This is a genomic window from Pseudomonas sp. NPDC087598, assembly GCF_044743525.1.
Lineage (GTDB): Bacteria > Pseudomonadota > Gammaproteobacteria > Pseudomonadales > Pseudomonadaceae > Aquipseudomonas.
Map to the genome: position 1 here is coordinate 62,745 of NZ_JBIUWQ010000005.1, position 21,729 is coordinate 84,473.

Sequence of the window (21,729 nt, forward strand, 5' to 3'; positions counted from 1 at the left end):
AGCAGGCTCACTCCTACAGGGGAACGCATTTCAATTGTAGGAGTGAGCCTGCTCGCGATAGCAATTGATCAGACGCTGAAACTCTCAACCTTGAGTCTCTTGCTCCAATTCTGTCTCGGAGTCTTCAGATTTGCCCTTGGTCTTCAGCTCACTGACAATCACCGCCGCCACAATCAACCCGGCCCCCACCAATGCAATCGCCGGCAGTCGTTCCCCGGCGATCCGCCCGACAATCCCGGCCCATACCGGCTCACCGGCATAGATCAACGTGGCCCGGGTCGGCGAAACGCTCTTCTGCGCCCAGTTCATTGCTACCTGAATTGCTGCACTCGCCGCGCCCAGACCCAAAGCCGTCACCAGCAGGGTCCAGGAGAAGTCCGGAAGCACCTCACCCGTTGGCACCACCAGCAGAAATGACAACACCGAGGTCGTTGCCAGTTGCACCACGGTCACCCGGCGCACATCGACCTGGCCGGCATAGGTGCTGATCAGAATGATCTCGGCAGCAATCGCGATGGCGCTGATGAGCGTGGCAATCTCACCGGGACTGAAGTTCAGCGAAGCCCCGGACGGCCCGGACAGCAACATCAACCCGGTAAACGCCAGCATGATGCCGATGCTCGGCATCAATCCCGGACGCCGCCCGAGCACCAGCCATTGCAGCAATGGCACGAACGGCACATACAACGCGGTAATGAATGCCGACTGACTGCTCGGAATGGTTTGCAACCCGACCGTCTGCAAGCCGTAACCGAGCATGATTGCCACGCCGATGAAGGCGCCAGCCTTGAGTTCGAACAAGGTCAGTTCACGCAGATGCCGCCAGGAGAACAGCGCAACGATGCACGCTGCTGCGGCAAAGCGCAGGCCGACGAAAAACATCGGGCCGCTGACGGTCATCGCGTGTTGAACCAGCAAAAAAGTGCCGCCCCAGACCATGGTGATCAGCACCAGCACGCACTCGGCCTTGCTGAAGCGGTTGAAGCGAAGCGGTGTTTGGGGGCTGTTCACGGACGTCATGACCTTGCGCACTATAAAAGACAGGACGCACAATGCGCCCAACGTTGCGCAGTATACTGCCCAACCTCAGCGAGTGAGCAATATAGTGCACAAAGATTCCCACCAACGAGCCTCCGTCCTGCAACACGTCAGCCTGAATGTCCGGCGGCTGCGTCATGCCGCCGACATGAGCCAGACCGCGCTCGCGGAAAAGTCCGGAGTCAGTCGACGCATGCTGGTGGCGATCGAGGCCGGCGAAAAGAATGTCAGCCTGACCACCCTCGACCGCGTTGCCGAAGCGCTCGACGTCGCCTTCAGCGATTTGATCCAGGCACCCGATGCCCGCGATCCGAGCCGCATCAATGAAGTGGCATGGGCCGGAAAGATCCCCGGCAGCAAAGCAGTGCTGCTGTCCAAAGCCACCGCCACCCGCGAAGTCGAGCAGTGGGAATGGTGCCTGCAACCGGGCGAGGTCTATCCCTCCCAACCGGATGCCGACGGCTGGAGCGAGCAGATCTATGTGTTCGAAGGTTGCTTGACGTTAATGCTCGGCGATCAACCGCAGCACATCGGCACCGGTGAGTTTTTCATGTTTGCCAGCAACCAGCCGCACGCGTATCGCAATGATGGCGACGTGGCGGCGCGGTTTGTCCGAAATGTGGTGATTTGAATGATTCAGCGCGCAGACATCCTGATTATCGGCGGTGGCCTCAGTGGCTCGATGCTGGCGGTGCAATTGTTGCGGTTACCCGCTCAGCGCAAGATTCTGATTATCGAACCGCGCGCCGAACTGGGCCGGGGCGAAGCCTATAGCGCGGTCGAATTGGGCCACACGCTCAACGGCAATGCCGCACGCATGAGCGTTGATCCGGATAACCCGGATGATCTGACGCAATGGCTGACCGAACATATTGCCGCCGGGGGCTGGCCGGAGTCTGCCGAGCAGCAAGTGCCCGTCAGTGAACTGTTCCCGCCTCGCGGACTGTTTGGTGTCTATGTGCAGCAGCGCCTGGCGGAAGCGCGAAAGGTCGGCGAGCAATACGGCTCGATCGTCGAACATATCTGCGCGGAAGTCGTTGACCTGCAAACTGAAGCTGATTCTGTGCAGATCACTTTGAGCGATGGCCAGGCATTGCGGGGCGCCTACGCGGTACTCGCTACCGGCATGTTCCCCGCTGCACGCACGCCACAGAAAGAGTCCAGCGGCCTGAATGCCGCCGCACTCGATCCATGGGATGTCGCGGCCATGCGCCAGCTCGATCCGTTATCGACCGTGCTGATCATCGGTTCCGGCCTGACCATGGTCGATGCCGTGGTGTCGCTGGAACAGGCCGGGCATCGTGGGCCTATTGAAGTGTTCTCCCGTCACGGTTTGCTGCCCCGTGTGCGCCGGCAACCGCCAGCCTGGGTGGATTTCCTCGCTGAAAATCACAATATTCGCTCGCCGCGACAATTGTTGCGCGAGCTGCGCCGGCATTGCCGTGACGCTATCGCCCAAGGCATCGATTGGCAGGCACCGCTGGACACGGTTCGGGTGCACATCGGCCGATTGTGGAGTCAGGCAACTGACGTGCAGCGTCGACAATTCGTACGTCATGTGCGGCCGTGGTGGGAAAGCCATCATCATCGTTCGCCGCCGCTGAGTGCGCAGTTGGTTGAGCGTTTATCTGCAGAGGGACGGCTGCGGATTCATGCGGCTTCTTTTAAAGGGATTGAGCCGATCGTGGAGGGCGGGGTGAGTATCCGCATTCGTCGGCGGGGTGAAACAGAAACTTGCGTGATGCAGGGGGCGGCGTTGATCAACTCCAGCGGGATCGAATACGACTGGCGGCGTGTTGCCAGGCCATTGCCTCAGCAGTTGCTGGCACGTGGCCTGGTGCGGCCGGGGCCATTGGCGCTGGGGATTGCGGCTGCGATTGACGGTGCCGTGCTGGACGATAACGGGCAGGTCGCGAATCGGTTATTCGCCATGGGACCGCCGTTGCGCGGGATGTGGTGGGAGAGTACGGCGGTGACGGATGTGGCGTTGCAGGCGAAGGCACTGGCTGCGCGGTTAGTGGGGACGTCGAAAAATTGAGGTGCACTTTCGGGCCTGTTCGCGAGCAAGCTCGCTTCCACAGGACTCTGGTTGTAAACACCATTTGTGCTACACCACAGAACCTGTAGGAGTGAGCCTGCTCGCGATAGCGGTGGTTCAGTCGATATAAAAGGTGACTGATCTACCGCTATCGCGAGCAGGCTCGCTCCTACATTTATAGCGTGGTAAGTGAAAGAGTTACGCCACGACTCGATAGCACGGCACATACGCCGCGCCGCCCGGCAGTTTCATCCGGTGTTGGGCGACGAAGGCTTTGAGCAGCGCGTCCAGCGGTTGCATGATCGCCGCGTCACCGCGGATCTGGTACGGCCCGTGTTGCTCGATCAGGCGGATGCCCTTGTCCTTGACGTTGCCCGCAACGATCCCGGAGAACGCCCGGCGCAGGTTGGCCGCCAGTTCGTGCGGTGGCTGGTCGCGGTGCAACTTGAGGTTGGCCATGTTTTCGTGGGTCGGATCGAACGGACGCTGGAAGCCTTCGTCGATCTTCAGCAGCCAGTTGAAGTGGAACGCGTCGTTGCGTTCGCGGCGGAACTGCTTCACCGCTTTCAGGCCCTGAGTCATCTGACGCGCGACTTCGGCCGGGTCGTCGATGATGATTTCGTAGTGCTGTTTGGCGGCTTCGCCGAGAGTCGCGATGACGAACGCGTCGAGTTGCTCCAGATACGGCGCGGCATGCTTCGGCCCGGTCAGGATCACCGGGAACGGCAAACCCTCATTGTCCGGATGCATCAGGATGCCCAGCAGATAGAGGAATTCTTCAGCGGTACCGGCGCCGCCCGGGAAGATGATGATGCCGTGGCCAACCCGCACGAACGCTTCCAGACGTTTTTCGATGTCCGGCAGGATCACCAGTTCGTTGACGATCGGGTTCGGCGCTTCGGCGGCGATGATGCCCGGCTCGGTCAGGCCGAGGTAACGCCCGCCGTGAATGCGTTGTTTGGCGTGGGCGATGGTCGCGCCCTTCATCGGGCCTTTCATCACGCCGGGACCGCAACCGGTGCAGATGTCGAGGCTGCGCAGGCCCAGTTCGTGGCCGACTTTCTTGGTGTATTTATATTCTTCGGTGTTGATCGAGTGACCGCCCCAGCACACGACGATTTTCGGCTCAACGCCCGGACGCAGAGTGCGGGCGTTGCGCAGCAGGTGGAAAACGTAGTCGCTGATGCCTTGCGAGGTGCTCAGGTCGATGCGTTGGCTGTCGAGTTCGTTCTCGGTGTAGACGATGTCGCGCAGGGCGCTAAAAAGCATTTCGCGGGTGCTGGCGATCATTTCGCCGTCGACGAAAGCGTCGGCCGGAGCGTTCAGCAGCTCCAGGCGTACACCGCGATCCTGTTGGTGAATGCGGATTTCGAAATCTTTGTAGGCTTCAAGGATGGTCTTGGCGTTGTCGACATGCGCGCCGGTATTGAGGATGGCCAGGGCGCACTGGCGGAAGAGGGTATAGGTGCTGCCGGATCCGGCTTCGCTCAGTTGCTGAACTTCACGTTGAGAAAGGGTTTCCAGGCTGCCTTTCGGGCTGACCGAGGCATTGATTACGTGTCGTTGGGTCATGCAATGATCCTTAAAACGATGTCATCCCAAAACCAGGCGAATGGCATCCGAATAGTGTGTATCCATGAATGAAGATGGCACGATCTGCGCTATACCGCCATGTCCCCGTTGGACGCTGAAAAGATGAAAAGGAGCCCCAGCATAGCTAAATCCTTCGCAGAGGCGATAATGCGCGGGCGAGTTTTTTCCGTTGCTCTTTTTGTCGCTCAAGGAAGTCATAACTGATGTTCGAGATTCAGCCGATGGACGCCGCCACTTTTCGCCAGCAGACCCGGCGCAGCACAGTGATCATCGCGGTGCTGTTTCTGGTGCTGGCGATGTTGTTTTCAACGGCGGCAGTCGCGCTGTTCGGCGAGCCCGGGGGCGATAACCTGCGCTTCAATGTCGGCGGCGTGTTTGTCGCGTTCCTGTTGACGGCGGCGCTGTTGTGCGGGCGCTTCTGGAACCAGACGTGGATGGCCCCGGCGGTGTATAGCTGGCGGCTCAAACGCAGCCTGATGAGCGTCACCAATGTGATGCACCAGGTGACGGCGGCGGTAGAAAAGAATGATCCGACGGCAATGAAGGTGTTGCGTTTCTATCACCTGGGGCTGACGCAAATGCATGAACTGGACGGCAACTCCAGCGATCATGCGCAACTGCACCGTGAAGTCGAAGCCCATAAAGAGCGGATGCAGGCGCTGGGGCTCGACATCGATCAGCCACGCCTTGATCCGGCGTGGCTGCAAGCCTTGAAACCTGCGTCGCGTTAAAGCGCGATGCGGCTGGCGCGGCGCTGTTTCCACGAACGAATCAGGCGCCCGTACACCAGCAGGTTGACCGCCAGAACCACGCTGCCCAGCACCAGTTGAATCCCCGGGGTCAGCCCGGCCGGGTAAATGATCGGCCAGATGTAATGTTCGATGAAGCCGCCGGCGTATTCGGTTTGCCCGGCGGCGTGGCGCATCAGGTTTTCCCAGTAGGTCAGCGGACAGGTCAGGTGCAACACCTCGACCGCAAAGCCCCACGCGGCGGCCGGCAGGTGCAGCCACATCAGCCGTGGCCACTTGAGGACCAGCAGCCCGCCGAACAGCACGAACAGAATGAACAGCAAATGAAACAGCACCAGCCCGTCGGCTGCGATTCGGTACAGCATGTCGTCTCCCTGACGCAATTGTGAATGGCGCTATGTTACGCGCAAGGCCTGGGCAATTGCGCAAGATTGTTCAAGACCGGGCGGTGTTTTTGCTGGCACAGTCGTCGACCGTTTTCCTGGGTTGAAAAGCGTTATGTCTGATTCACTTATGCCGCGCAGTGCGTTTCTTCGCGGCGCTGCGGCGATCATGCCGCTGTCTCTGGCGACCGCGCCGTGGGGGCTGCTCGCCGGCTCCATGGCGATTGAAGCCAACCTCACGCCCCTGCAAGGGCAGGGCTTGTCGAGCATTGTGTTTGCCGGTGCTGCGCAATTGGTGGCAATCGGCATGCTCAAGGGCGGTGCCGGGATCTTCTCGATTCTGCTGACCACGCTGCTGCTGACCTCGCAACATCTGTTGTACGGCATGAGCATGCGCTCGGTGATTTCGCCGCTGCCAGGGCGTTGGCGAATCGGCCTGGGCTTTTTGCTCACCGACGAATTGTTCGCCCTGACCAGCCAGCATGACCGGCAGCAGTTCAATCGCTGGTATGCCTTGGGTGTCGGCCTGACGTTCTACATCGCGTGGAACCTGTTTACCTTCGCCGGAATCGTCCTGGGCAGCAGCATTCCGGGTCTTGAGCATCTGGGTCTGGACTTTTCGATTGCCGCGACCTTCATTGCCCTGATCACGCCGGTGGTGCGCAACGTGCCGACCGTGGTCTGCGTGGCGGTGTCGCTGTTCTGTTCGGTGTTGTTCAGTTATTGGCAATTGGGCTCGGCGCTCGTCCTGTCGGGACTGGCCGGGATGACCGCAGGGTTTATCTGCAACAAGCTGTATCGGGGGCGCACATGATGGTTTGGGCGGTAATTGTCGGGATGGGGCTGCTGGTGTTCCTCAACCGCTATGTGTTTCTTGAGCCGCGTTTGCCGGTGCGTCTGAGCAGTAACGCACGGCAGTTTCTCGGTTTCGCGGTGCCGGGCATGTTGACGGCAATCTGTGGGCCGATTGTATTCATGCCAGAGAAACAGCTGAATTTGCAGTGGGATAACCCGTATTTGCTTAGTTCGCTGGTAGCGATCGGGCTGGTGATCTACACGCGCAGTACGCTACTGAGCATGTTATTGAGCATGGGGTTTTTCTTTTTATTGCGTTGGTGGTTGTAAGTTGTCTGATGAAAACTGATCTACGCTTTATGGATGATGATTTCCTCTGAGAGCGAGGTGCGCATGGCAACCGAGAAAACGCGTCCGGATGATGACGATGAGCCAACAGAAGCGGAGATCGAGGAGCAAAAGAGAAGAGAGGAGCAAACCTGGAAACACGACGACAGCAGAGAGCTGTCGGATCGAGATCAGGAACGTCCTTTGAAACCCTGAACGCCGGAAACAAAAAGCCCCGCATAAGCGGGGCTTTTTGCATCTCAGATGTCTTCCAACTGCGTGAAATCGGGGTGTGCCGCCCGATAACCCAACGTTTTGTCGATCCAGGCATTGAGCTCATTGACCATCACCGGCGGATGGCCGGGATACCCTTCGAGGGTGGTGCGCAGGATACGTTCGATCTCAGGCACTGAACGCAGGTTTCGAGTCTTGATGTAGTGGCCGATAAAACAGTCGAGTTGAAAGCGTTCTGTCATGGACAGATAAATACACTCCAGGCCGTTGGCCTGTTTGATTGCAAAATCGTCGCGCAACTTAGTTCTCTGCAAGGCTTGTTAAAGTTGTAGGGGATTCCTGGTTTTGTTGACTCTTTGGTCAACTGGTATGCCAATTGGAAATGCGGCGCGCATGCTATCCGTAGTGCAACTAAATGTATGTATGACGGTTGAAATGTCAGACAGGCGGTTAGATCGCTCAAACGATTGTTTTATTGGCCTTGTCTCAGGGCTGAAACACCCCTTGTAAAGATCACGCATCACCCTGTAGGCGCTGCCGCAGGCTGCGATCTTTTGATCTTCGAGTCCAAAGTCAAAAGATCGCAGCCTGCGGCAGCGCCTACATAAAGAACGGGTGGCGCGGGGAGATTTTTAGGCGACTTCGGCAATCAGGCCGGCGCCTTGGTTGCGCACATTGCCCACGGCTTTGTCGACCTTGTGCCACTCGAACGTCTCCGCAGGCTCACCCTCGAACAGCAGCATTTGCTCGGCGCGTTCCACGGGCGTTGCAGGATCGAGCCATTCGCGCGCCAATTCTGCACACAACACCACGGGACGACGATCATGAATGTCGAGCATGCCGCCCGCACTGTCGGCGGTAATGATCACGAAACCATCGTCATCGCGAGGGTCCGTGCCGGGCGTGGGAAATTGCCCGATGGCGGCGCAGAAAACCGGCCCATGATCCGCCCGACGGATCAGCCACGGTTGTCGGCTTTTATCCTGTGTATCAACCCACTCGAACCAGTTGTCGATGGGGACGATCAAGCGCTGACGCCAGATCGCCCGGAAGAATGGCCCGTGGGCAACTTTCTCTACCCGGGCATTGATTGGCGCAGCGCGGTCCCTGGCCCAGTGCGGGCGCCAGCCCCAGCGCAAATTGTCGGCGTAGATTCGTTGCTCGTGCTGGTGCAGAACCGCCAGTGCGGTGGTCGGCGCGGCGTTATAACGCGCCAGCGGTGCATCGCCGACGTGATTGATCAACGCATCGGGAATGCTCAGCACCGCGACAAAGTCGTGAATGCCACGGTACTGCGAGAGTCTTCCGCACATCGGCTGAATCTCCTGATGGACGATGTCAGCTTAGTCGGCCCGGCGACTCACTCCCTGGCGGCCTGACCGGTGAACGTGTCGCGCCATCTCAGCCAGCGACGTTCCAGTGCGGCGAGCAAGCCGTCGCTGAGTTTGCCGAGCAGGGCGAGCACGATAATCGCGGCCAGTACGATGTCCGGACGCGATGTTTCGCGGCCGTCACTGAGCAGGTAGCCGAGGCCTTTGGTCGCGGCGATCAGTTCGGCGGCGACGAGAAACATCCACGCCAGGCTCATGCCGCTGCGCAGCCCCGTGAACAGGCCGGGCAGGGCGGCGGGCAGGAGAATCCGCCGCACCAGTTGCAGGCGGCTGAAGCCGTAGATATGGCCGACCTCGACCAGTTTGCGGTCGATGTTGCGAATCGCCGCGACCACGTTGACGTACACCGGGAAGAACGCGCCGATGGCGATCAAAACGATTTTCGAGGTCTCGTCGATGCCCAGCCACAGCAGCAACAACGGCACCCACGCCAGGCTCGGAATCGAGCGCAACGCGGCGAAGGTCGGCTCCAGATAGGCCTCGGCTTCACGGCTCAAACCGACCCACGCGGCGAACACCAGCGCCAGACTGGCACCGATGGCAAACCCCAGCAGTACGCGAATCAGACTGGCGCCGATGTGTTTCCACAGGGCGCCTTCGGCGAGGTCGGTGAGGGTCAGGGCGATCTCGCTCGGCGCCGGCATTTGATAGGACGGTAACCAGCCGATACGCACGATGATTTCCAGCGCAATGATGATCAGCGCCGGCAGGGCGAGGCCCTTGAATCTTCGTTGCCACGCTGGATTGAGGGGCGGTTGCTGGCGTCGCGGTACTGTGAGTGGTGCGGGCAGGTCTTTGCTGTGACTGGTCATGGGCTTGGCTCCGCTCACGACGAATCCGCGACGCGCGCGGATTCGTCGTGAGGCTGTTCGATTACTGGCGGGCGACGACTTGCTGCACACCGCTGTCGAGCAGTTGGTCGATGACTTGATCGACATTGACGCCACGGCGCACCAGCTCTTCGGAAACCAGAATCGGCGCGGCGGCTTTCGAGGCGACGACATCACTGGCGGTCAGTTGCGGACTGCTCAAGTCTGTGCGCGACAGCTGCAATTTGGCCACGTCCAGCGGCAGTCCCGATTCCTTGGCCAACAGCGCGGCGAACTCGTCAGGATTTTTCAGTGCCCATTCGCGGGCCTGTTCGTAGGCTTTGATTACCGTGTCGATAGTCTGCGGATGTTCCTTGGCGTACTGCTCGGTAACGCTGACCACGCCGTAACTGTTGAACGCCGGGTTGCGATACAACAGGCGCGAACCGGCCTGTACCTGACTGGCGGCCATGTGCGGATCGAGGCCGGCCCAGGCGTCGACATCGCCTTTTTCCAGCGCGGTGCGGCCGTCCGGATGTTGCAGGTGGACCAATTCCACATCGTCCTTTTTCAGCCCGGCCTGTTGCAGGCTGCGCAGGGTAAATAGATACGGGTCGGTGCCTTTGGTCGCAGCGATCTTCTTGCCCTTGAGGTCGGCGATGCTCTGGTACGGCGAGTCCTTGCGCACGACCAGCGCGGTCCATTCAGCGCGGCTGTAAACGTAGACCGATTTGATCGGGCTGCCGTTGGCGCGGCTCAGCACAGCGGCGAGGCTGGCGCTGGAGGCGAAATCGACGCCGCCGCTATTGAGGTACTCCAGTGAACGGTTGCTGCCCTGGCTCAACACCCAACTGACTTTGGTCTGCGGCAGGGCTTTTTCGAGGAAACCGAAATGTTTAAGCACCAGGCTGACCGGTGAGTAATAGGCGTAGTCCAGATGGACTTCCGCCGGAGCGGTTTCGGCGGCATGGGCCATCGGTTGCAGGCTCAATACCATTGCGCTGGCGGCGAGCAGTGTTTTGAGACGGGAAAACGGTAATGACAGTTTCATGGAGCGCTCCGGCAAAGGCACAGGTTTCTTATGTCCAAAAAGATATTTTTGTCGAATGCTTCCTGCATGAATGGAATATTGCAGGCTCTGTGCCATGTGCCCTCAAGTGCCGGTTTACTGGGGTTTCACTGAAGACTGTCGACGTATCGCTGTTGCTCTGTGAACAGTGTGATTTGCCGCTGTTGCTGCACGGACAGTGGAAATCCGCAGTGCTGAGCTTATGCATTAATCGAATTTAAAAGTGGTGATTTAACAGCGTTATGTTCTATGCAATTCAATTTGCAGGACTCGTCATGAAGCTCTCCCGTTTCCTACGCAGCGCGCTGACCGCTGCCCTGTTTGCATCGCCGCTTTCCTACGCAGCCGAACCTTTGGTCCTGCATGTCGGTGACCAGAACTACTACAACATCCGCGCTTCGATTGAAGCCTCCGGTGTGTTGAAAGACGCGCCTTATACGGTTGACTGGAAGCATTTCCAGGCGGCCGCACCGTTGGCAGAAGCTCTGCAAACCGGAGCGATTGACCTGGGATTCCTCGGTGACTCCGGTTTTCTGTTTCTGGCAGCGAAGCAGGCGCCAGTGAAGTTGATCGGCGTCTCCCGCCAGAATCCGGACACGATTGCGTTGCTGGTGCCCAAGGATTCCCCGGTGAAAACCATCGCCGACCTGAAAGGCAAGAAAGTCGCTTACTGGCCCGGCGCCTGGAGCCAGCAATTGACCTTGCGCGCGCTGGAGCAGGGAGGACTGCCAGAGAATTACGTCGACTTCGTCAAGCTGATGCCGATCGATGCCGCCGCCGCATTGCCGCAGGGCAGCATCGACGCCTTTCCGGTGTGGGAACCGTACATTTCCCAGCAGATTGTGTTTTCCGGCGCTCGACCGATTCTCACGGCGAAGAATCTGATGCCGGGGCTCAGTGCGATTGCGGCTTCAACGCCGTCCATCGACAGCAAGCGTGAGGCGATTGCCGATTTTCTCGGACGTTTGAAGCAGGCGCGGGCTTGGGTCGATAGCCATACCGATGAGTACGCTGACCTGTGGGCGAAGAAAGCCAATCTCGATCAGGAGGTTTCGCGGCACTGGCTGCGCCAGGCGCACATGACCGTCGGGCCGGTGGATCAACAGGCCGCCACGGATCTGCAAAGCACCGCTGACTTCCTGTTTAAAGTGAAAGCGCTGCCGGCACCGCTGGTGACGGCGGGGATTATCGACAGCTCCTTTGAGCAGGCACTGGCTCACTGAACGAGCGCCGGAACCAAACCCTGTGTACCTTATCCAACCTCGGCTCACAGAATCGGGCGCAAGGATGGATAAGGGCGAGGGAGTTTTGCCAATCGACAACATGACCGCAGCGGTCAGGCTCAAGGCAAAACATGACATCCGGATTCAGACTTCTTTGTGTAGCGGCCATGGTGTTGGGGTTGGCCGGTTGCATCGCCGCGCCCATCGAAATGACCGCACAAACCGAAACGCGCCTGAAGGCTCAGGCCCCCGTGCGTTTTCTGCTGACATTCGATGACGGCCCCAGCGCTTCGAGTTTCTGGAACCCGTCGGCCACGGTGCTCGACAGTCTCAAGGACAATCCTGTACAGCCGGGCATCAAAGCGGTGTTCTTTGTCCAGACCCGTGCGCCCCGGGCCGGCAACAGCGACATCGGCCGCGGCATCATGCGTCGCGAGTTTGCGGAGGGCCACATTCTGGCTTTCCACACCGCGACCCATTGGCACACCAACCATCGCTCGCTCGATCCTCAAGAGCTCGAAGAATCGCTGATCAACGGCACAGCGGACATCGCCGCCATCACCGGCGCACCACCGACCCTGCTGCGTCCGCCGTTCTGGAACTACGACAAACGCACGTTCGCTGCCTATCAACAACATGGCTTACACGTGTTGTTGACGGATTTGAGCGCCAATGACGGCAAGATCTGGGGCTTCAATGCCAGTCCGCGTCGGCGGGCGAACATGCTGCGGCAGTTATCGGAAGTTCGTGAGCGCGTTGCCCAGGGGGAGTTTCCCACCGTCGATGGCGTGATTCCGGTGGTGGTGACGTTCCATGACCTCAACCGTTACACCGCGCGGCACACTCGCGAATACTTGCAGATCCTTCTCGATAGCGCTGCGGCCACGGGTGTCAGGCTGGCGGATCAGCCGTTCTATACGGATCACGCTGCACTGGAAAAGGCCGCGCTGGCGCGCACTGTGCAAGAGAGTTCGGATCCGGTGCAGTTGCCGGGTATCTGGAACTGGATCTGGGATCACGACGCCCACTGAGTGGTCGCGTGAAAGTTGTGACCGGGTTAACAGTTTTGTACCGGGCACGGTACAAATTGCTCATCTATGCTCTACGGATTGATCGATTCTCGCCTGCGAGGCGTCCGTCCATGCTTGCCATTGCCGAGATTTGCCGCATCGTCGAATCCGGGTTTCCGGCGTTCAAGTGCGACTGTGTTCCCTCCACGCAGGGGCTGTTGCAGATCAAGGTGTATGAGCCGGAAAGCGGGCGCGTTGAATTGCTGCTCAATGGCGTTTCCCCGGAGCACCTCGTCACCATCCGTGACATTTCCAACTTCATCGGTGAACTGCGCACGGAGATGAGTGCGGGGCGCAGGGCTTTCGCCGGTTGAGCCTTCATAAACGCCGTTGAAACGCCTTGACGATCTGCAGCGTTGCTTCGCTGGTATTGAGATTCTGTACCGCATCCAGCGGATGCCAGATGCACTCGACGATTTCGTTTTGCGGGCGTAGCTGATCAATGTTCAGCACGGATGCTTCGTAGACGTGGTGCCGCGTGCCGCCGCTTTCCAGTTCCAGCAGATACAACACCTCGTCTGCATTCAACCCGGTTTCCTCCTGCAATTCGCGCACGGCCGCTGCCGCCCGGGTTTCTCCGGGCTCGACTTTGCCGCCGGGCAAGGCCCAGCGACAGCGAGGTTTGCGCACCAGGAGAATGTGTCGATCCTGTTCGCAAATGACGGTGGCACGTACTTTCATCTGTTACCTGTTTTACTGCTTGTCATGGAATTGAAATAAAACTGCAATATACGAGCCGGACCCGCGTTTGATGGTTCCGTCGGGATTTGGAGCATGCGGCTGAGTAAAAAGTGCCAGCTCATGGCCAGCAATCAGGCGACACCCGGGCGGGACTTCGCCGGGCACCGGGTGTAAGGTAAAAACCTGAGGCTGAATAACCGTTAGCGAAAAGGAGGTTTCCATGAGCATTGCGATGGTCAACAAAATGCACATGAACGGCTATGACGTGCTGAGCGTGAACAACGGCCCGTGGCGCGTTTGCACCCAGGGCGATCGGCTGGCGTCTTTTGCCAGCAGAGAGGAGGCACTGGCGTATGCAGCAGCGCTTCCCGGTTACAAAAAACGCTCGACGCGCGTGCAAAGTCACAAGACCCGTTGAATGACGGTAATGAAAAAGCCCCGGTTGATGCCGGGGCTTTTGTTTGAGGGGGGAAACGTCAGTGAACCTTGACCCGGCTGATCGCGCGGGCTTTCACTTCCTTGGCGTACAGTTGCAGCCGCTCTTCATCACTCTGCAGGACCTCGCAGGATCTCAGCACTGCCTGCGCATCCGCCTCGTTGCCGGACTTGCGCAGTTGCTCGGCGATGCGTTTGAGGTCGACTGCCGACCAGCGCAGATCCGATGCAACGCTTTGCAGGTCGCGCTGAAGTTCGTGTTCGTATTCATTGAGCCGCATGATCACCTCCCAGAACATTCTCGGTAAAAAATAGTAGTCGTATTTTCTCGCGGCGGCGTACGGCTCGTCTGTCTTCGGACTGAACGGATGTAAAAAATTGTCGAGACTTCGGCGAAGTCACGTTGCCACGATGGATGTGCACCCGGTTACAGGCTACATTCACTTTTTTTCAGTTCAGGGAAACACCATGCGGATATGGATCGGGAGTCTGGCGTTGGCCATGTTGACGGGTTGCTCGTTGCCGACGTCGTTGGTGCCGGGTGAACCGAATGTCAGCAAGACCAGCAGCAAGGCCCCCAAGGACTATGCCGCGTGTGTCTTGCCGTTGTGGCAGCAAGATGTCGCGAAGACCTCGCAGACGTCGATTTCCAACGGTTATCGCATCACTGCGCCGAGCATTATCACGGCGGACGAAATTCTCGACATCGTCAAATACAAGGACGGCAGCCGGGTGTCGTTGTATCAGGGACCGCCATGGGCCAAGTCCGGATCGTTGCGCAAGTCAGTGCGTGATTGCCTGTAACGAGCACATTGGGTGCATGAAAAAGCAGAAACCGGGTCAACGGTTTCTGCTTTTTTTTCGCCTTCTTCAGCCGAATCAGTCGGAAATATCGGTGAGTGCAATGGTACCGACATTGCCCTTTTTCTCGCGGCGATCCTGAATCCAGTCTTCCACCTGTTGGCCAAACTCTGCGGGTGCCTTGCGTCCGACTTTTCTGGCGATGTCGAGGATGGTCTGTTGGGAGAGGGCCTCTTCCATGCGTTGCTGTGCGGTCATCATTGCGGCGTGGATCGAGCAGGTGCCTTCGATGGCCCATTCTGGCGGTTTGCCTTCAAACAGGGCGCAACGCCCGCGAATGTCGCGACATTCAAAAATATTCTTGCGTCCATCGATGGCTTTGACGATGTCGAGCAGGGTGATTTCGTCTGCTGGCCGCGCCAGGCTGAAACCGCCACGTACGCCTTCGGAGGCAACCACCAGTTTGCTCTTGGCCAGTTTGGTGAAGATTTTCGCCAGATATTCCACGGGCACGCCTTGCAGTTCGGCGAGGTCGCGCACGCTGGCTTCGCGAGTATCGCCACCGCTGCCGACCAGAAATGCCAGGCAATGAATGCCGTATTCGACGCCTGCGCTGTATAGAGACATGGTTAAGTCCGACTTGATTTGTCGTAAATACTATCAGCCGTAACCAGAGTCGGCAATCTGCGAAAACAGTTGGAAATGTACCTGTATGTGGCTCTAAGCCCATTGTTCGAACGATTTATCCAAAATTTCCGCCCTGGATGTCATCGATAAATCCGATCAAACCTATCGGATAATCTGACTTGTGAGAATTATCTCCGATCAATACAGTCGGCGCTATTGAGTTGGCAGTGGCTGACTCAAAACGAATTCGATTTTCTCTCTTTCAGTCGCTAGGCGTTTTCTGGAGAAACACAATGAAGCAGCAGATTCTGGTTATCGGCGCAGGTTTTGGCGGTATGTGGTCGGCATTGAGTGCTACGCGGCTGGTCGACCTGCATGGTCGCAACGACGTTGAAATCAGCGTTCTCGCGCCGCAGGCCGAGCTACGTGTGCGTCCGCGTTTTTATGAGCCGAACGCTCATCAACTGGCCGCACCGCTGCATGAACTGTTCGAAGCAGTCGGCGTTCACTTCATCAAGGGCGCCGCGCAGACCATCGATGTCGCGGAAAAAACCGTCGGTTACACCGATGCGTCGGGTCAGAAACAGACGTTCCACTACGACAAACTCGTTCTGGCCAGCGGCAGTGGTCTGGCGCAGTCGGCGACCCCGGGCGTTGCGCAATACGCATTTGATGTCGATCAGATTGAAGCGGCCATTCGCCTGGAAGCCCACCTGAAATCCCTGAAAGACCTTCCCGACAGTCGTGCGCGCAACACGGTTGTCGTCGCGGGCGGTGGTTTCACCGGCATCGAAACGGCGACCGAGATGCCGGGGCGCCTGCGCGAGATTCTCGGCGAGCAGGCCGACATCAACGTGATCATCGTTGATCGCGGTCAGAAGATCGGTGCATCGATGGGCGAAGAGATCAGCCAGTCGATCGTCGCCGCCAGTGAAGAATTGGGCGTTGAATGGCGCTTGGGCGTGTCGGTGCAAACCGTCGATGCCAACGGCGTGACGCTGTCGGATGGCCAACACATCGAAGCGCAAACCGTGGTCTGGACCACGGGCGTACGCGCCAGTTCGCTCACCGAACAGATCCCGGCCGAGCGCGACAAGCAAGGTCGTCTGCACGTCGATGCACACCTGAAAGTCATCGGTCAGGACGACATTTTTGCCACCGGCGACGTGGCTTACGCCGCCACTGACGACATTGGCAACTACGCGCTGATGACCTGCCAGCACGCGATCTCGCTGGGGCGTCACGCCGGCAACAACGTCGCGGCGCAGATTCTCGGTGTCGATCCGACGCCGTACAGCCAGCCGAAATACGTCACCTGCCTGGACCTTGGCGCCTGGGGTGCGGTGTACACCGAAGGCTGGGATCGTCAGGTGAAGCTGGTCAAACAGGAAGGCAAAACCCTGAAGACTCAGATCAACACGCAATGGATCTACCCGCCTGCGGCTGATCGCGTCAGCGCACTGGCGGCTGCGGACCCGATGATTCCTGTGGTCGCATAAGCGACGAGCTATATGTGGCGAGGGAGCTTGCTCCCGCTGGGGCGCGAAGCGGCCCTCTTCAAAACGCTGAGGCCTGCTGCGCAGTGCAGCGCGAGCAAGCTCCCTCGCCACAATTAAAGCGTTCAGTTTCCCGCTCCTTGAGCGGGATTTTTTTTGCCCGCTCTCAGGGCTATGACTAAAAGTCATTGCCCCATGATTTTTAATGGTTACGGCCGGCCCGTGACCCGGTGTTAAAAAATCGCAAACACAGCTCATCAATAACAACCAGAGAGCGTTTGCAGCCATGTCGTATTTCTCCCGCCGCTTCTCCCCACGCCCGTTATTGACCGCGCTCGCCATCCGGCCTGCGTGAGCTATCGACCATCCCTCGTATCGCAAAAGAGTAATGACTGATGAAAGAACTCGACCTGTACATCGGTGAAGGTTTCGAAGGCCCGGGCGTGAACGCCGCGCACATCAATATTCTGATCGGCCCGCGCAATGGCCCGGCGGGGCAGGCGTTCGCCAACAGTCTGGCATCGCCGAGCCAGGGCCATTGCCCGTTCATGGTGATCGCCCAGCCGAACATTCCGGTCAAGCCGATGACTTTGTATGTCAACAAAGCCGCGATCAGCAGCGACCTGCACGGCAACGCGACGTGGGGCGCGTCCCAGGCCGGCATCGCCAAAGCCGTGCTCGAAGCGCTGCTCGACGGCACGCTGCCGGCGGAAGCCGAAGACGAATGGGCGATCGTCACCGCCAATTGGGTCAACCCGGCTTGCGACGATCTCGATGCGGTGTACCTGAACAACTACAACGCCTGCCGCACGGCGATCCGCGCCGCTCTGACCGGCAAGCCGGAAACTGCGCAGCTCAAAGATGTGGTCAACCACATCAGCAACCCTTTCTACACACCAAAAGCCTGAGGTCAGCGCCATGCAATACATCCGTTTGGGCAACTCCGGCCTGCAGGTTTCGCGTCTGTGCCTGGGCACCATGAACATGGGCACACCGGACTGGAAACCGTGGATCTTCAACGAAAAACAGAGCGAGCCGATCGTCGCGCACGCCTTGGCTAACGGCGTGAACTTCATCGACCTCGCCGACTTCTATTCCGCCGGCGTCGGTGAGGAAGTCGTGGGCCGCATCGTCAAGCGTCTGGCCCGTCGCGAAGACCTGGTGATCACCACCAAAGTCGGTTACGGCACCCGCAACGGCATCAACGCCAGCGGCCATTCGCGCAAGCACATCATGGACAGCATCGATGCGTCGCTGACGCGTCTGAACATGGATTACGTCGATGTGTTCATGCTGCATTACTTCGATGTGAACACCCCGGTTGAAGAAACCATGAGCGCGCTGAACGACATCGTGCGCTCCGGCAAGGCCCGTTACATCGGCGTGTCGACCATGCTCACCGGGCAACTGGCGAAAATCCTCATGGCCTGCGAGCGCAACGGCTGGGTCAAACCGATCAACATGCAGCTGCAATTGAACTGCGCTTACCGCGAAGAAGAGCGCGAGATGATCCCGTTCTGCAAGGATCAGGGCCTCGGTGTCTCGGTGTTCAGTCCGCTGGCGCGCGGTCTGTTGACCGGTGATGTGCAGTCGACGCGTAACCAGACCGACTTCTTCACCCAGCAGATGTACAGCGACGAAGCTTCCTTCGAAATCGCCCATTCGGTGCAACGTGTTGCCCGCGCTCGCGGTGTGTCGAACGCGCAGATCGCGCAGGCCTGGGTGGCCAATCATCCGGGCGTCGATTGCATGCTGGTCGGCGCCGACACCACGGCGCAATTTGACAGTGCGCTGGCAGCGCTGGACACCCGACTCGATGCTGACGAGCTGCATGAGCTTGAGCGCAATTACACCCCGTGCGACGTGATCAACGATTACACCGCCGGCAAACGCATCCTGCGCACGGCGCGTCCGGGCCTTGAGCGTTTCACTTTGCAAGGGGCGGTGGCATGAGCGATCTGATCCGTCACGGCAACTTCATCGATGGCCAGTGGGAGCAGGGTGGCGAAACCTACGCGGTGCGCAACCCGGCTGACGGCGAGTTGATTGCCGACGTGCAGAAGGCCGGCGCCGAAGAAACCAACCGAGCCATCGAGGCAGCCAATCGCGCCTTGCCGGCGTGGCGCAAATTGACCGCCAAGGAACGCAGTCAACGCCTCAAGCGCTGGAGCGAGTTGATGCTCGCCCAGCAAAAAGAACTGGCGACCCTGCTCAGTCGCGAACAGGGCAAGCCGCTGGCCGAAGCCATGGGCGAAGTGGTCTATGCGGCGAGTTTTCTCGAGTGGTTTGCTGAGGAAGCCAAACGCGCTTACGGCGATGTGATCCCCAGCCACAAGGCCGATGCGCGGATCATTGTGGTCAAGGAAGCCATCGGCGTGGTCGCCGCGATCACTCCGTGGAATTTCCCGCTGGCGATGGTCACGCGCAAGGTCGGCCCGGCGCTGGCGGCCGGTTGCACGATGATTCTCAAGCCGTCCGAGGAAACGCCGTTGTCGGCGTTCGCCTTGGCAGTGTTGGCCGAGCAGGCCGGCATTCCACCGGGCGTGTTCAACATCGTGTCTGGTGATGCGGTGGCGATTGGCGGCGCCCTGCAAGCGTCGAGCATCGTGCGCAAACTGTCGTTCACCGGCTCCACGCGCACCGGCAAATTGCTGATGCGCCAGGCCGCCGACACGTTGAAAAAGGTCTCGCTGGAGTTGGGTGGCAACGCGCCGTTCATTGTCTTCGAGGATGCCGATCTCGACGCTGCCGTAAAAGGCGCGATGGCCTCGAAATTCCGCAACACCGGGCAGACCTGCGTCTGCGTCAATCGCTTCTTTATTCAGGACAGCGTCTACGAAGCCTTCACCGGCAAGCTCGCCGAAGCGGTGGCGGCGATGCGGGTTGGCAGTGCGCTGGACGGCGACACCGAACAAGGACCGCTGATCAACGTCACCGCGCTGGCCAAGGTCGAAAGTCATGTCAGCGATGCGCTGGAGAAGGGCGCCACGCTGTTGTGCGGCGGTCGTCGCCATGCCCTCGGCGGCACCTTCTACGAACCGACCATCCTCACCGAAGTCAACGGCGACATGCTCATCGCTCAGGACGAAACCTTTGGCCCGGTGGCCGCGTGTTTCCGCTTCAAGGATGAAGCTGAAGTGCTGGCGCGGGCCAATGACACGCCATTCGGGTTGTCGGCGTACTTCTACAGCCGCGACATCGGCCGGGTCTGGCGCATGGCCGAAGGGCTGGAAGCCGGCATGGTCGGGATCAACGAAGGGATCATTTCCACGGAAGTGGCGCCTTTCGGCGGGATCAAGGAATCGGGCCTTGGGCGTGAAGGTTCGAAGTACGGTCTGGATGACTATCTGGAGATCAAATACCTGTTGATGGGCGGTCTCTGAGTCCGGCGAAAGTCCCCTTGTGGGAGCGAGCCTGCTCGCGATGAAGGTGGATCAGTTGAATTCATGTTGACTGGCACTCCGCTTTCGCGAGCAGGCTCGCTCCCACATTTGAAACAACAAGCGCTTTCCGTTTCTCCGTCAATAACAACAATTGGAGACGAACATGTCCGCTCAACCGGTAAAAATCGACGACCTGCCCATCGGCCGGTTCCACCTCAAGATCGCCGGCCTGACCTTCGGCGCGCACTTCACCGACGGCTACATCCTTGGCCTGATCGGCATCGCGTTCACCTTGCTCAGTCCGCAGATGCAACTGGATGCATTCTGGCAGGGCTTGATCGGCGCGTCGGCGCTGATCGGGCTGTTTCTCGGCAGCCTGTTTTTCGGCTGGATCTCGGACAAGGTCGGCCGGCAGAAGATTTTCCTCGTCAGTTTCGTGCTGATCACCATCGCCTCGGTGATGCAGTTCTACGTCGAAAGCGCGATGAGCCTGTTCCTTTGTCGGGTGTTGATCGGCATCGGCCTGGGCGGCGATTTCAGTGTCGGTCATGCGATGCTCGCCGAGTTCTCGCCGAAGAAACATCGTGGCGTGCTACTCGGTTCGTTCAGCGTGATCTGGACCTTCGGTTATGTGGCCGCGACCTTCGTCGGCACCGCGATGCTCAGCCTTGGCGATGATGCCTGGCGCTGGATGCTGGCGTCGTCGGCCATCCCGGCAGCGTTGATCCTGATTGCGCGCATCGGTACGCCGGAATCGCCGCGCTGGCTGGTCAATCAGGGGCGCATTGCCGAGGCGCGAGCCATCGTCAAAAAGCATTTGGGCGACAACGTCGAGCTCGACGAAACCCGTTCAACGGAAACCCGTTCCGGTTATGCCGTGCTGTTCAGTCGCGAGTACCGCAAACGCACGGCGTTCAACTGCCTGTTCTTCGTCTGCATCGTGATGCCGTACTTCGCGATTTACACGTTCCTGCCGTCGATCCTGCAGAAAATGGGCCTGGCCGAAGGCTTCGGCACCGAGCTGATGCTCAATCTGCTGCTGATCCTCGGCGCGCTGATCGGCATCTGGTGCACGATCAAGTTCACCCGTCGCGGGTTCCTGATCAACTCGTTCATCATTCTGGCGGTGGCGCTGTTTCTGCTGGCGGTGTTGCCTAGCAGTGCGGCGTGGTTGATGGTGTTGGTGTTCGGCCTGTTCACGCTGGTGCTGTCGGCGGTGAGCAACCTGGTTGGTGTGTTCCCGGCAGAGAGCTTCCCGACCGAAGTGCGCGCCAGCGGCATTGGTCTGGCGACGGCGGTCAGCCGCCTGGGTTCGGCGGTTAGTACCTTTCTGTTGCCGGTGAGCGTGGCGGGCATCGGCCTGAGCCCGACGATGGGCATTCTCGCGGCGATTCTGGCCATCGGCGCGCTGCTGTCGTGGGCCTGGGCGCCGGAGACCAAGTCGCTGACGCTGAGTCAGGCGTGCAAGGCGCAGAGTCCAGTGGAGGCGGGTGTCATCACAGTGTCCAAAGTCGCCACACAAATCTAACTGTAGGAGCGAGCCTGCTCGCGATAGCGGTCTTTCAGTCGACATCCATGCTGGATGTC

General features: G+C 59.2%; 26 protein-coding genes. 16 read left to right on the forward strand and 10 right to left on the reverse strand.

Going from position 1 to position 21,729, the window contains the following annotated elements; translation table 11 throughout:
* Positions 1-84: 84 nt before the first annotated feature.
* Complete coding sequence (locus tag ACIOWE_RS04665) at positions 85-1,020, reverse strand: DMT family transporter (protein ID WP_401387926.1); 936 nt, start codon at positions 1,018-1,020, stop codon at positions 85-87.
* A gap of 85 nt (positions 1,021-1,105) precedes the next feature.
* Between ACIOWE_RS04665 and ACIOWE_RS04670 the strand changes: the two genes are divergently transcribed.
* Both ACIOWE_RS04670 and ACIOWE_RS04675 read left to right on the forward strand, forming a co-directional pair.
* Positions 1,106-1,669, forward strand: coding sequence for an XRE family transcriptional regulator (locus ACIOWE_RS04670; RefSeq protein ID WP_201238877.1), 564 nt, complete (start codon positions 1,106-1,108; stop codon positions 1,667-1,669).
* Positions 1,670-3,076: an FAD/NAD(P)-binding protein gene (locus ACIOWE_RS04675; protein ID WP_401387930.1), complete on the forward strand. Its 1,407-nt coding sequence runs from the start codon at positions 1,670-1,672 to the stop codon at positions 3,074-3,076.
* Positions 3,077-3,274: 198 nt separating this feature from the next.
* Here the strand turns inward: ACIOWE_RS04675 and ppnN are convergent, their stop codons facing one another.
* Positions 3,275-4,648, reverse strand: coding sequence for a nucleotide 5'-monophosphate nucleosidase PpnN (ppnN, locus tag ACIOWE_RS04680; protein ID WP_401387933.1), 1,374 nt, complete (start codon positions 4,646-4,648; stop codon positions 3,275-3,277).
* A gap of 224 nt (positions 4,649-4,872) precedes the next feature.
* Between ppnN and ACIOWE_RS04685 the strand changes: the two genes are divergently transcribed.
* The gene (locus ACIOWE_RS04685; RefSeq protein WP_401387936.1) at positions 4,873-5,400 is read left to right on the forward strand and encodes a DUF3087 domain-containing protein; all 528 of its coding nucleotides are present in this window, start codon (positions 4,873-4,875) and stop codon (positions 5,398-5,400) included.
* On the opposite strand, the gene ACIOWE_RS04690 is transcribed toward ACIOWE_RS04685, so the two are convergent.
* Complete coding sequence (locus tag ACIOWE_RS04690) at positions 5,397-5,783, reverse strand: DUF2784 domain-containing protein (RefSeq protein ID WP_401387939.1); 387 nt, start codon at positions 5,781-5,783, stop codon at positions 5,397-5,399. The genes ACIOWE_RS04685 and ACIOWE_RS04690 overlap by 4 nt on opposite strands.
* 133 nt (positions 5,784-5,916) lie before the next feature.
* Here ACIOWE_RS04690 and ACIOWE_RS04695 point away from each other — a divergent pair, with 133 nt between their 5' ends.
* The 3 genes from ACIOWE_RS04695 to ACIOWE_RS04705 all read left to right on the forward strand — a co-directional run bounded on the left by ACIOWE_RS04695 (position 5,917) and on the right by ACIOWE_RS04705 (position 7,139).
* Entirely contained in the window at positions 5,917-6,615 is a 699-nt protein-coding gene (locus ACIOWE_RS04695) for an AzlC family ABC transporter permease (RefSeq protein WP_401387942.1), read from the forward strand.
* Positions 6,612-6,926 carry an AzlD domain-containing protein gene (locus tag ACIOWE_RS04700; protein ID WP_201238872.1) on the forward strand — a complete coding sequence of 105 codons (315 nt, stop codon included), beginning with the start codon at positions 6,612-6,614 and terminating at the stop codon, positions 6,924-6,926. Before ACIOWE_RS04695 ends, ACIOWE_RS04700 begins: the two co-directional genes overlap by 4 nt.
* A gap of 63 nt (positions 6,927-6,989) precedes the next feature.
* Complete coding sequence (locus ACIOWE_RS04705; protein WP_401387945.1) at positions 6,990-7,139, forward strand: hypothetical protein; 150 nt, start codon at positions 6,990-6,992, stop codon at positions 7,137-7,139.
* Positions 7,140-7,183: 44 nt separating this feature from the next.
* On the opposite strand, the gene ACIOWE_RS04710 is transcribed toward ACIOWE_RS04705, so the two are convergent.
* The 4 genes from ACIOWE_RS04710 to ACIOWE_RS04725 all read right to left on the reverse strand — a co-directional run bounded on the left by ACIOWE_RS04710 (position 7,184) and on the right by ACIOWE_RS04725 (position 10,408).
* Positions 7,184-7,456, reverse strand: coding sequence for a hypothetical protein (locus ACIOWE_RS04710; protein WP_401387948.1), 273 nt, complete (start codon positions 7,454-7,456; stop codon positions 7,184-7,186).
* A 333-nt stretch (positions 7,457-7,789) separates the two neighbouring features.
* Positions 7,790-8,470 carry an SOS response-associated peptidase gene (locus ACIOWE_RS04715; protein WP_401387951.1) on the reverse strand — a complete coding sequence of 227 codons (681 nt, stop codon included), beginning with the start codon at positions 8,468-8,470 and terminating at the stop codon, positions 7,790-7,792.
* 47 nt (positions 8,471-8,517) lie between these two features.
* On the reverse strand, positions 8,518-9,360 hold the full coding sequence (locus tag ACIOWE_RS04720) for an ABC transporter permease (protein ID WP_401387954.1): 843 nt from the start codon (positions 9,358-9,360) through the stop codon (positions 8,518-8,520).
* Between the two features lie 61 nt (positions 9,361-9,421).
* Complete coding sequence (locus tag ACIOWE_RS04725) at positions 9,422-10,408, reverse strand: aliphatic sulfonate ABC transporter substrate-binding protein (RefSeq protein ID WP_401387957.1); 987 nt, start codon at positions 10,406-10,408, stop codon at positions 9,422-9,424.
* Positions 10,409-10,701: 293 nt separating this feature from the next.
* Here ACIOWE_RS04725 and ACIOWE_RS04730 point away from each other — a divergent pair, with 293 nt between their 5' ends.
* The 3 genes from ACIOWE_RS04730 to ACIOWE_RS04740 all read left to right on the forward strand — a co-directional run bounded on the left by ACIOWE_RS04730 (position 10,702) and on the right by ACIOWE_RS04740 (position 13,033).
* Positions 10,702-11,649 (forward strand): ABC transporter substrate-binding protein, encoded by a 948-nt coding sequence (locus ACIOWE_RS04730; protein ID WP_401387960.1) that lies wholly within the window; start codon positions 10,702-10,704, stop codon positions 11,647-11,649.
* 131 nt (positions 11,650-11,780) lie between these two features.
* On the forward strand, positions 11,781-12,680 hold the full coding sequence (locus ACIOWE_RS04735) for a polysaccharide deacetylase family protein (protein ID WP_401387963.1): 900 nt from the start codon (positions 11,781-11,783) through the stop codon (positions 12,678-12,680).
* Between the two features lie 110 nt (positions 12,681-12,790).
* The gene (locus ACIOWE_RS04740) at positions 12,791-13,033 is read left to right on the forward strand and encodes a DUF1652 domain-containing protein (protein WP_103303443.1); all 243 of its coding nucleotides are present in this window, start codon (positions 12,791-12,793) and stop codon (positions 13,031-13,033) included.
* A 4-nt stretch (positions 13,034-13,037) separates the two neighbouring features.
* Here ACIOWE_RS04740 and ACIOWE_RS04745 read toward each other — a convergent pair whose 3' ends face one another.
* Positions 13,038-13,400 carry an NUDIX hydrolase gene (locus ACIOWE_RS04745; RefSeq protein ID WP_401387966.1) on the reverse strand — a complete coding sequence of 121 codons (363 nt, stop codon included), beginning with the start codon at positions 13,398-13,400 and terminating at the stop codon, positions 13,038-13,040.
* A gap of 220 nt (positions 13,401-13,620) precedes the next feature.
* Here ACIOWE_RS04745 and ACIOWE_RS04750 point away from each other — a divergent pair, with 220 nt between their 5' ends.
* The gene (locus ACIOWE_RS04750) at positions 13,621-13,818 is read left to right on the forward strand and encodes a DUF2188 domain-containing protein (protein ID WP_401387969.1); all 198 of its coding nucleotides are present in this window, start codon (positions 13,621-13,623) and stop codon (positions 13,816-13,818) included.
* Between the two features lie 58 nt (positions 13,819-13,876).
* Here the strand turns inward: ACIOWE_RS04750 and ACIOWE_RS04755 are convergent, their stop codons facing one another.
* Entirely contained in the window at positions 13,877-14,116 is a 240-nt protein-coding gene (locus ACIOWE_RS04755) for a hypothetical protein (RefSeq protein ID WP_085586420.1), read from the reverse strand.
* 187 nt (positions 14,117-14,303) lie between these two features.
* Here ACIOWE_RS04755 and ACIOWE_RS04760 point away from each other — a divergent pair, with 187 nt between their 5' ends.
* Positions 14,304-14,639, forward strand: a complete 336-nt coding sequence (locus ACIOWE_RS04760) for a hypothetical protein (RefSeq protein ID WP_401387972.1) — start codon at positions 14,304-14,306, stop codon at positions 14,637-14,639.
* A gap of 75 nt (positions 14,640-14,714) precedes the next feature.
* Here the strand turns inward: ACIOWE_RS04760 and ACIOWE_RS04765 are convergent, their stop codons facing one another.
* On the reverse strand, positions 14,715-15,263 hold the full coding sequence (locus tag ACIOWE_RS04765) for an Rrf2 family transcriptional regulator (RefSeq protein ID WP_201238862.1): 549 nt from the start codon (positions 15,261-15,263) through the stop codon (positions 14,715-14,717).
* A 293-nt stretch (positions 15,264-15,556) separates the two neighbouring features.
* Here ACIOWE_RS04765 and ACIOWE_RS04770 point away from each other — a divergent pair, with 293 nt between their 5' ends.
* The 5 genes from ACIOWE_RS04770 (at position 15,557) to ACIOWE_RS04790 (ending at position 21,670) form a co-directional block, all read left to right on the forward strand.
* On the forward strand, positions 15,557-16,762 hold the full coding sequence (locus ACIOWE_RS04770; protein WP_401387975.1) for an NAD(P)/FAD-dependent oxidoreductase: 1,206 nt from the start codon (positions 15,557-15,559) through the stop codon (positions 16,760-16,762).
* Between the two features lie 392 nt (positions 16,763-17,154).
* Positions 17,155-17,667 (forward strand): formaldehyde-activating enzyme, encoded by a 513-nt coding sequence (gene fae / locus ACIOWE_RS04775; RefSeq protein WP_401387978.1) that lies wholly within the window; start codon positions 17,155-17,157, stop codon positions 17,665-17,667.
* 10 nt (positions 17,668-17,677) lie between these two features.
* On the forward strand, positions 17,678-18,712 hold the full coding sequence (locus tag ACIOWE_RS04780; RefSeq protein ID WP_401387980.1) for an aldo/keto reductase: 1,035 nt from the start codon (positions 17,678-17,680) through the stop codon (positions 18,710-18,712).
* The gene (locus ACIOWE_RS04785) at positions 18,709-20,142 is read left to right on the forward strand and encodes an NAD-dependent succinate-semialdehyde dehydrogenase (RefSeq protein WP_401387983.1); all 1,434 of its coding nucleotides are present in this window, start codon (positions 18,709-18,711) and stop codon (positions 20,140-20,142) included. The genes ACIOWE_RS04780 and ACIOWE_RS04785 overlap by 4 nt, the downstream gene beginning before the upstream one ends.
* A 163-nt stretch (positions 20,143-20,305) precedes the next feature.
* Positions 20,306-21,670 (forward strand): MFS transporter, encoded by a 1,365-nt coding sequence (locus ACIOWE_RS04790; protein ID WP_401387986.1) that lies wholly within the window; start codon positions 20,306-20,308, stop codon positions 21,668-21,670.
* The last annotated feature ends 59 nt before the right edge of the window (positions 21,671-21,729 follow it).